Below are 10,315 nucleotides of genomic sequence, written 5' to 3'. Positions count from 1 at the left end.
TCTCCGCGGTGGGCTGGCCCAGGCCGTCGAAGGTGGTGCGGGTCTGGGACGGGACGTCCTGGTCACCGACCGGGAGCAGCTTCGGCTCCGGTTCCTCCTTGTTGTAGTAGGCCTCGTTCTCCTTCCACTTGCGGCCCGCGCTGTCGTGGAAGGTGTCGCTGACGATCCGGCCCGCGCCGACCGCCTCGTCCTGGGTCTGCCGCTCGCGCAGCAGGCCGTCGAGGATCTCGTAGGACACGGCGTACTGGCCGTTGTCCTTGACTGTCCGCGAGGTGATGACGGTCGGGCCGTCGCGGCGGACGGTGTAGTCGTACGTCGCGGTCGGGCTGTCCTTCGCCGGGTCGCGGTCGATCTCCCAGACCTTCAGGAGCCGGCCCAGCGGGTCGTACTCCATCGTGGCCTTCTTGCCGTTGGCGTCCTCCTCGGTCAGCGGCAAGCCGCGGACGTCGTCGAACACCGTGGTCTCCGTGTGACCCAGAGGGTCGGTGGAAACCTGCTTGGTCGGGCGTGCCACCGTCGTCGGCGTGTACGTCACGGACGTCTTGCGGTTGTCCGCGTCCCAGGTGGCGGTCTCCCGGCCGTGGATGTCGTACTGGGTCTTGTCGATGGTGATGTAGCCGTCGCCCTTGGCGTTGAGCTCCTGGACCTCGGTGGGCAGGCCCTTGGTGGGGGCCGCGCCGAAGGCCAGGTTGTCGTAGAGCGTGCGGGTGTCCTCGACGACCTCGCCGCCGGTGGTGCCGCAGGCGCCGAGCGTGGTCTTCTCGCGGGACTCCAGATCGATCAGGTACGCGGAGGTGTTGCGGGCGTAGCTGACCGTGGAGCAGCGGAGCTTGCCGCCCAGCGTCTTCTCCTCGACCTGGTACGGCAGGCCGTAGCTGTCGTACTTGGTGGTCTCGGTGGAGGTGCGCCAGGTGTCGCCCTTGACCCGCTCGCGGGTGCGGACGGTCTCCGGGCGGGCCATCCACGCCTCCAGCGCGGTGGTGCCGGCCCGTGTGCGGGTGGCCGTGTTCACCGCCCAGGGGGTGGTGACGGTGGCCGAGTCGATGGCTCCGCCGTCGGACTCGTAGGTGATCTGTTCCAGGAGCTGGCCCTGGTACTGGGGCAGGTCGGGGTGGCTCGCGCCGTCACTGGCCTCGACGGCCGAGGACCGGGTGCCCGAGGGCAGCTTGTCGCCGTGCAGGCCGCGGAAGTAGCGGTGCTCGGTGAGCTGCTTGATGTCGTCGCCGGCGCCCTGGCGGGTGCGGACCCGTTCGTAGCCTCGGTACTGGGACCAGGTGCGGTGTTTGTTCTCGGTGAACTCGCTGTCGTCGTAGGCCCAGGCTGCGCCGCCGAGGAACTCGTAGGAGGTGACCTTGGCGGGGCTGTCGGTGACCAGGTCCTCTTCGCGGACCTGGGTGACGACGTACTTGTGGAACCAGTCCTTCACCGGGTTGAGGGCGCCCTTGGGCGTCCAGTACTGCGGGAAGCAGCGCATGGTGTTGGACTCGGGCGAGGCCGGCATCCGCTTCGGCTCCAGGGCCTGGCAGTCGCGCGGCGAGTAGCTGATGCCGATCCGGCCGCCGGTCTCGGTGTCGATGGCGTTGATCCGGTACCGGGAGAAGGGCGGCAGGCCCTCCACCTTGTCGACGCGGTTGTCCAGCTGGACGCCCGCGAAGGAGACCTTCGGCATGTCGGCCGTGGCGCCCGCGCCATGACCGGTGCGGGTGACCGACTCCAGCCACAGGGCGGGCGAGGTGCCGTCACCGGTGGCCGGGTAGGTCTGCTCCAGCGTCCAGGAGTCGACCGGCTTCAGCGCGGTGCCGGACAGCACACTGGTGCTGATCTTCTTCAGGCGCTTGGTCGACCAGAACGTCGGCGAGTACTTGTCGGTGCACTTGGCACCGGAGGCACACTCCTGGTCCAGCGGCGTGTCCGGCCAGAACTTGGCGTTGGCCGTCGTCCGCTTGGACTCCGCGCAGTCGAACGACGAGGTCGGCACGCAGCGTTCGGCCAGGGTGAAGGAGACCCGGCCGGCCGGCAGGACGCCGAACAGCTTGTCGAAGCGCAGACCGTAGTCGATGCGCTCCAGCTCGGCGGCGCGCGTGTAGGCGATCTGCTGGTCGGCCTTCATGTTCTGGCCGTAGAAGTTGGTCCGCTTGGTCCACCACAGGGTCATGGCGTCGCCCAGCGGGTCGACGACGTAGTCCAGGTTCCAGCGGTAGGCCTGGGCGCAGTCGGAGTCCATGAACGCGGTCGCGTGGCACGGCTCGGTCGGGTGGTTGCCGAACACCGGCACGGTGAGCGCCGAGTTGGTGACCGTGCCGTCCGGGGCGCCGGGCAGCTTGTTCAGACCGAAGTGGTACTGGGTGCCGTCGGTGGTGGTCAGGACCCAGTACTCGCCGGTCTTGGTGCCGTTGGCGGCGCCGGACTTGTGCTCCAGGCGGGAGCCGTCGTCGTCGGCGGGACGCCACTCGTCGGTGCCGTCCTTCTTGACGAGTTCGGTGGTGTTGCCGCCCAGCGACATCACGACGTGGTCGGAGCCCCAGCACAGGTCACCGCTGTCGCCGGTGTTGTTGGGCTTGAGGTCGTTGCCCTTGTCGTCCTTGATCGGGGCCTTGTCGTCCGAGCAGGAGCGGTACTTGCGCTCGATGAAGCCCGGCTCGTAGTCCCAGCCTTCCGCGATCCAGGAGGACTGCGCGTTGGTGGACGCCGTGCGGCCGTCCACGGCCTGCGAGGAGTAGGACAGTTCGACCTCGGGCTGCGGGCCGCCGGGGACCTCGGGCGCCTCGATCGGGTACGTCCAGGAGAACCCGCCGGAGGACGAGCCCGCCATCCAGGAACCGGACGGCGACAGCGAGGTCGCCTCATGACTGCCACCCGGACCGGACGCGGCGGCCGCCGCGGCGAACACGGTCGGCGCCGCCGCCAGATCGGCGGTGCCCGTGACGGTCTTCGCGGTCGGGTCGTTGGCGCCCGGCAGCGGGGTGCGGGTACGGCAGCGCTCCAGGCCGGGCGTGGTCAGCGCACAGGCCGGAAGCCGGTAGAGCCGGAGCCGGGAGCCCCAGTCACCGCCGTAGGTGTCCTTGATCGACGCGTAGTCCAACTCCAGTTCGACGGAGCCGGACGCGGCGGGGGCCAACCCGCTCTTCGCGGGTGCCGCGGTGAACAGCACGCCCTGGACGCCGGCCTTGCGGGCGGCGGCCTCGTCCTTGACCTGCACCTGGACGGCGGTGCCGGCGTCGGCGGCGGCCTGCTTCGGGGTCAGACCGCGGTTGCGCAACGCCTTCCTGGCGCTCGCGGCGGACGTCTGACGGGCCTTCACCATGCCGGTCTGCACGGTGGTCGAGCCCTGGGTGCCCGGGAGTCCCGGGGTGGCGCCGGTGGTCAGCGGCGCGCGCTTGGGCAGCTTGTCACGGCTGTCGGTCACCAGCGTCGTGAACGTGCCGGTCGCGATCCTGCCCGCAGCGGGCCTGAAGGACGCCGTGGCCTGGTCAGGAGCCTCGGTGCGCTTCTTGTCGAATTCCCTACCGGGAACGGATCGGTCGCGTTTCACGTCTGAGATCCGGGTGCTTCCGTCCGCGGCGCGCGCGTCGTCGGGGATCAGTCCGACGAAGAGCACGAGGCCGACGAAGAGGGAAACGGATCTGTGCCAGTGGCCGAAGTACCGTAGCTGTCTTATCAATTGGTCCACTAAAGGACCTCCCCCTTACTTCACTCTGTGTAGTCGAGTGTTGAACGGTCAGACAGTAGGCGCTGCCGATCAAGCTGACAAGTAAAGCCTGGGCAATGCGACAATCCCCACTTTGACCATGCGTTAGCAAAGAAAAGCCCAGTTGACGTGTACTGTTCGGCCTCGCGGCCCGCGTGTGGAAGGGCGCGCAGCGGGCCACGACCAGGCCCGCACGGCAACGACTCCGGGGGGATTCGCCCATGCCAGAAATATCCCGAAGACAGCGCCCGACCAGGCGCTGTGTGCGGGCCGCGCTCGTCGCGGTGCTCGCCGGCGGGACACTGGGGCTGACACCGATCGCGCCGCTCACCGCGGCCGCGGCCGACACCGACTCGACCACGGTGGCCGCGGACCCCGAGGAGCGCGCACTGCGGCAGGCCGCCGAGAGCGGCAAGCCCGTGGAGGTGGTGTCCGCCCGCACCGAGACCAGCGAGACGCACGCCCTGCCCAACGGCAATCTGCGTCACACCCAGCACACCCTGCCCGTCCGTGTGAAGCGGGAGGGTGCCTGGACCCCGGTGGACACCACGCTCACCGAGGTGGCCGGCCGTGTCTCGCCCAAGGCGACACCCGGCCGTGTCACGTTCTCCGCCGGCGGCGACACCCGTCTGGTGACCCTCGCCGACCAGGGCGGCGAACTGGCCCTGACCTGGCCGAAGGCCCTGCCCGAACCCGTCCTGGACGGCGCGACGGCGACCTACCCGGAGGTGTTCCCGGGGGTCGACCTGGCGGTGCGGGCCGGGGTGGACGGCTTCAGCCAGGCGCTGATCGTGAAGACACCCGAGGCGGCGGACCGTCCGGAGCTGAACCAGATCGGCTTCGGGCTGGACACCAAGGGCCTGGACGTCCGGAAGGACACCGAGACCGGCACCCTGCGGGCGGTGAACGCGGCCGGCCAGACGGTGTTCGCCTCGTCCACGGCCCGGATGTGGGACTCCTCGGGCACCGCGGAGGAGCAGGCCCCGGCCCCCGCCGCGAAGAGCACACCGCGGGCCGCCGCGAAGACCGCTCCGCGCGCCGCCGCGGCACCCGCCGATGAGACCGGCCCGAGCGCCGCCGCGAAGAGCGGCCCGAGCGCCGCCGCGGAGGCGTCCCCGTTCACCCCGGGCACCAAGAGCGGTGACGTCGGCGTCCAGGTGACCGGCGAGCAGATCGTGCTGACGCCCGATCAGAAGCTGCTGGACGCGCCGGACACCCGGTTCCCGGTCTACATCGACCCGCGGATGACCGGCACCCGCGAGGCCTGGACCATCGCCTACCGCCCGACCCCGAAGGCCAGTTACTGGAACGGCACCGGCTGGGAGGGCAAGACGACGGACGAGGCGCGCGTCGGCTACGAGTCCTCCTCCGGCGGAACCGCCCGCTCCTTCTTCCGTGTCGGCTCGAAGTTCCTCGCCGGTGTGAAGGTGATCGACGCGCAGTTCCAGATCACCGAGACGCACTCCTGGTCCTGCACGCCGAAGCCGGTCGAGCTGTGGCTGACGGGCCCGATCCCCTCCAAGACCACCTGGGCCGAGCAGCCGTCCTGGTCGACCCGCCAGGACACCCGCACCGTCGCCCACGGCAACGAGACCTTCGGCTGCGCGAACGCGGGGGTCGACTTCGACGCCAAGGACGCGGCGGTCAAGGCGTCGCAGAAGAAGTGGTCGAACATCACCTTCGGTCTGCGGGCCCCGCAGAGCGCGGAGGACGGCCGGGACGAGTACAGCTGGAAGAAGTTCAAGCCGGACGCCAAGCTGATCGTCGAGTTCAACCGCCCGCCGAAGGCCCCCTGGGCGCTGGACACCGTGCCCAGCACCAAGGTCGGCACCAACCAGTGCGGCAACGGTTCCTCGTATGTGACGGTCGGCAACACGGACGTCCGGCTGACCGCGCAGGTGTGGGACCCGGACGGCGGTGAGGTCAACGTCCAGTTCCACCTGTGGGCCACCGGCAAGCACGACACCTCGCCCGGTGTCATCTTCGACAAGCGCTACAAGGTCACCGTCAAGGCGAGTTCCTCCAAGGGAGCCCAGGCGCGGGTGACCGTGCCCAAGGAACTGCTTGCCAAGCACGTCGGCGCGAGCAACGGCCAGTTCTCCTGGAAGGCGCAGGCCGAGGACGTCCACGACGACTCCTTCGCCTCCGACTGGACACCGTCGCAGGGCGCGCCCGGCTGCCGCTTCGCCTTCGACCCCAAGGCGCCGACCGTGATGCCGACCGTGGCGTCCAAGGACGGCCTGTACCCGGAGACCACCCCGGACGGCGAGCCGGTCGAGGGCGCGCTGGCCCGCACCAAGGGCGTGTTCGAGTTCGGCGCCAACGGCGAGACGGGCGCGACCGAGTACCTGTACGGCCTGGACCGCACCCCGCCGAGCACCCCCGCGCGGCCCACCACCAAGGGCGGTTCGGCAACGGGTGAGGCCACCCCGCTGACGCCGGGACCGCACACGCTGTACGTGCGGATCGTCGACGCGGGCGGCAACCCCGGCCCCATCTACCCGTACCGCTTCTATGTGAAGAGCCCGGGCGTGATGGACAAGCCCGGTGACGTCAACGGCGACGGCCTGCCCGACTTCTTCGCCGTCGACGGCACGGACAACCTGCGCCTGTACGGCGGCACGGGCGGCGGCAAGATGGCGACGATGCTCCCGCTCTCCTCGGGCGGCGGCTGGAACGGCGCCCTGCTGACCCACCGCGGCGACTGGGACGCGGACCTCTACGAGGACCTGGTGGCGCGCCGCGACGGCAAGCTGTGGCTGTACCCGAACAACGGCCTGGGCGAGTTCACCGAGGACACCAAGCAGGAGGTGTACTTCTTCCCGGACCCGGAGACGGACGTGGCGACGAACCCGGCGGACCTCAAGCAGATCGTGTCCGTCGGTGACATCACGCCCGACAGCGAGTCGAACAACCCGGACTTCGTCGCGGTCATCGGCGACCAGCTGTGGTTCCTGCCCGGCTACGCCAACGGCACGGTCGAGCCGGGGTACCTGATCGGCAACGGCGGCTGGGGCAAGATGCAGCTCGCCTCGCCCGGTGACGTCGACGGCGACGGTTTCACCGACCTGATCGCCCGCAACACCGAGAACGGCGAGCTGTACCTGTACCACGGCCGCAGCCGGGGTGACGCGGACGGCGACGGCGTTCCCGACGGCGGCACCGACCCGGCGTCGCTGGGCGTCCCGGCCAACCGCACGGTGTACGCGACCGGCTGGACCACGGCGGCCCGTCCGCTGTTCACCGCCTCCGGTGACACCGACGGTGACGGCGTGCCGGACCTGTGGACCACCACGCCGAACGCGTCGGCGGGCCTGGAGTTCGTCCCGGGCCGCAAGACCGGCCCGGTCGGCCCCGCCGCCGTGGTGGGCGGCACCGGCTGGCAGACGATCAAACTGATCTCCTGACCGCCGGCACGAGGTGAGAGAACGGCCGGTCGCGCACCCGCGCGACCGGCCGTGTCGTTTAGGGCCTGAGGGGTCGGCGCGCGGGGGAGAGACATGACGGAACAAGCGGCGCGGCTCTCGGGGGCGTGTGAGGGGTGCGGCCGGCCCGGCGTGGGGTGGGCCGTGCAACTGGTCATGGGTGGCCGGCTGCGGTGGGAGACGGAGTGGGCCTGCGACGTGTGCGGCATCGCGCACGACGGCGGCTGGGGGCCGTCCCCGGCGCATGTGCGCGAGGCGATCGTGGGGCAGCACGGTCTCCACCGTCTGAGGCCGAGGGACGACGAGGTTCGCGGCGCGGGCGTTCTGAAGGCGTTCCGTGACGCCTTCGGGCTCTCCCTCCGGGAGGCCCGGGAGGCGGCGGACAGCCTGCGCGCGGGCGGCTACGAGGGCACGTACGTGGAGACCCGCCTGCTCTCGGACCTTCTGCACGGGCAGGCGAAGGGGGACCAAGAATGAAGACAGGGGTGAACTCGGGGTCCGGCGAGCCGGCCTACCGGGAAGCGGCCCGGCGGGTGGCCGACCTGTTGCTGACGGACGACGCGGCCGCCCTGGACGCTCTGCCGGAGCGGGCGCGGGCCGAGCTGCTCGCCCCCTTGTTCGCGGTGTCCCGGGCCCTCGACGAGCAGCGGGATCTCCCGCACCTGCGCGCCGCGGTGGACGCCCTCAGGAGCGCGGCTGCCGCGGCGCGCGCGGAGTTGCCGGGCGATCTCAGGCAGCCGATCGAAGACCTGCGGTTCGTCTCCGCCCGCCAGGCGTGGGCGGCCGCCGTCGCGCGGGCCGGGCTGTTCGTGGTCGCAGGGCACGAGGCGCCGGAGGGGCTCATGCCGCCCGGGGTCGCCAACGCCATGTTCAGCATGCCCGCGTCGGACCGGCTGTGCGAGGCCTGGAAGGACGTCGAGGACCCCCGGCTGCGCGAGAAGGCCAACGCCGACTGGTACCGGCTGTCGGTCGAGCGGGGGCTGTTCCGGCCGGAGGACCCCCGCTTCCATCTCGCCTCCGACATCGAGCCGTGGATCTGTGTGGAGCTGCGCGGCCCCTGGGACATCATGGGTGAGGGCGCCGCCGGCCCCCTGGGCAGCGCCTTCTGCCGGCCCGAGTTCCGGATGCTGTCGCTGGACGGGAACGTCCTGGTGGGCGGCACCACGAGCCAGTTCTCGATCGGCACGGTCGTGGTGACGGAGCCGCACCGCGCCAAGGAGCTGCGCGACTTCGCGGAACACGCGGCGGAGTCGGAGTACGCCGTCTGGTCGGCACGTGACAAGGCGGCCGCCCGCCGGTGGCTGGAGCTCCACCCGGCCGACCCGGGGATCTGAAACACCGGAAGTTTTTCGAGTGGCTGCGCGGACCATTGACGCGCAAGGGGTTCGATTCTACGGTCCCGTCCGGCAACACGATCACTGTTCGAGATGACGAACGGTGGGCCCCCACCGAAGGAGCCGGAAACGGCACCCCCGAACTCGGCATCAACCCACTGAACTGGAGCACCGGATGGCCCGTCGCCTACTGACCCTGCTGGCCGCCTTGCTGCTGGCCCTGTCCCTCGGGCAGCCCTCCGCGAGCGCGGCCTCGTTCGCCAACCCGGTCAAGGCGCAGAAGGGCGCCGATCCCTGGATCTCGTACCACGACGGCAACTACTACATGGTGACGACGAGCTGGACCGACGTCATCACCATCCGCAAGTCCGCCACCCTGGCCGGTCTCGCCACCGCCCCGAACATCGAGGTGTGGAAGGGTGACGCGCCCTCCCGCTGCTGCAACATCTGGGCGCCGGAACTGCACTTCCTCAACGGCCGCTGGTACCTGTACTACGTCGCCGGGCAGAACGTCTCCGACTACAACCCCACCCAGCGCACGCACGTCCTGGAGAGCGCCGGCTCCGACCCGCTCGGCCCGTACACCTACAAGAACCAGCTCAACTCCGCCTGGATGCTGGACCCGACGGTCGCGACCATCAACGGTCAGCTGTACCTCTTCGGCAGCGCCAGCGGCGGCACCCAGAACCTCGTCGCCGCCCGGATGTCCAACCCGTACACCCTCGCCACCGGCTTCTCCACCGTGTCCACGCCGACCTACGACTGGGAGCGCAACGGCACCGTCAACGAAGGGCCCGAGATCCTCCAGCGCGGCGGCAGGACCTTCCTCATCTACTCGGCGAGCGGCTGCTGGACCCCCGACTACAAGCTCGGCCAGCTGACCCTCACCGGCAGCGACCCGCTCTCCGCGTCCTCCTGGACGAAGAAGTCCACGCCGGTCTTCCAGCGCAATGACGCGAACGGCGTCTACGGCCCGGGCCACAACGGCTTCTTCACCTCACCCGACGGCACCGAGAGCTGGATCGTCTACCACGCCAACGACGCGGCGTCGGACGGCTGCGACAACGGGCGGACGGCCCGTGCGCAGAAGTTCACCTGGAACGCCGACGGCACCCCGAACCTCGGGACGCCGGTCCGCCTCGGCGCGAGCCTCGCGGGTCCCTCCGGGGAGCCGTCCACCGTCTCCACCACGTACACCCTCACCAACCGCAACAGCGGCAAGTGCCTCGACGTCGCCGGGAGTTCCACGGCGGACGGCGCGAACGTCCTCCAGTACACCTGCAACGGCGGCGCCAACCAGCGCTGGCGTGTCGAGGACCTGGGCGACGACACCAGCCGCCTGGTGAACGTGGCCACCGGCAAGGTCCTCGACACCGCCGACTGCTCCACCGCCGACGGCGCCGACCTGCGGCAGTGGAGCTGGCTGAACAACACCTGCCAGCGGTTCCGCTTCCTGGCCACCGACAGCGACTACGTCCGCATCGTCAACCAGGCCACCGGCAAGGTCGCGGACGTCGCCAACTGCTCCACGGCCGACTCCGCCGACGTCCGCCAGTGGACCTGGCTGAACAACGCCTGCCAGCAGTGGCGGCTGAACCCGGCCTAGCCGGTCAGCCCACCTGCATACCCGCCGCGTTCGGCCAGCTCTGGGCGTTGGGCCAGCCGGTCGCCGCGGCGGGGGAGAGGCCGTTGGTACCGCGCACCTGGGCGGCGGTGAGGCCGCCGCGGGCCGGGACGCCGGGCGGGGTGGGGCCCGCGGGCATCGCGGCGGCGGGAGCCATCGGCGCCGCGGGGGGCGGGGTCATCGCGGCGGCCGGAGCCATCGCCGCGGCGGGCGCCATGGCCGCCGCGGGAGCCGCCGGAGCGGG

The 10,315-nt window shown here is 70.7% G+C and carries 4 protein-coding genes and 2 pseudogenes; 4 read left to right on the top strand and 2 right to left on the bottom strand.

Going from position 1 to position 10,315, the window contains the following annotated elements:
- Window positions 1-3,406, bottom strand: a pseudogene (locus ALMP_RS19235) (Rhs family-like protein); the annotation flags it as partial.
- A 503-nt stretch (window positions 3,407-3,909) separates the two neighbouring features.
- On the opposite strand from ALMP_RS19235, the gene ALMP_RS19230 reads away from it, so the two are divergent.
- The 4 genes from ALMP_RS19230 (at window position 3,910) to ALMP_RS19215 (ending at window position 10,053) form a co-directional block, all read left to right on the top strand.
- Window positions 3,910-7,095: a VCBS repeat-containing protein gene (locus ALMP_RS19230; RefSeq protein WP_264929903.1), complete on the top strand. Its 3,186-nt coding sequence runs from the start codon at window positions 3,910-3,912 to the stop codon at window positions 7,093-7,095.
- 93 nt (window positions 7,096-7,188) lie between these two features.
- On the top strand, window positions 7,189-7,590 hold the full coding sequence (locus ALMP_RS19225) for a hypothetical protein (protein WP_264929900.1): 402 nt from the start codon (window positions 7,189-7,191) through the stop codon (window positions 7,588-7,590).
- A complete protein-coding gene (locus ALMP_RS19220; protein ID WP_264929899.1) occupies window positions 7,587-8,447 on the top strand; it encodes a hypothetical protein in 861 nt (286 codons plus the stop codon). The genes ALMP_RS19225 and ALMP_RS19220 overlap by 4 nt, the downstream gene beginning before the upstream one ends.
- A gap of 175 nt (window positions 8,448-8,622) precedes the next feature.
- Window positions 8,623-10,053, top strand: a complete 1,431-nt coding sequence (locus tag ALMP_RS19215) for a family 43 glycosylhydrolase (RefSeq protein WP_264929897.1) — start codon at window positions 8,623-8,625, stop codon at window positions 10,051-10,053.
- 4 nt (window positions 10,054-10,057) lie between these two features.
- Here ALMP_RS19215 and ALMP_RS19210 read toward each other — a convergent pair.
- Window positions 10,058-10,315: pseudogene (locus ALMP_RS19210) on the bottom strand (histidinol-phosphate aminotransferase family protein); the annotation flags it as partial.

The sequence above is a fragment of the Streptomyces sp. A012304 genome, from assembly GCF_026008495.1.
Lineage (GTDB): Bacteria > Actinomycetota > Actinomycetes > Streptomycetales > Streptomycetaceae > Streptomyces.
This window is presented reverse-complemented; position numbering and strand designations above follow the sequence as displayed.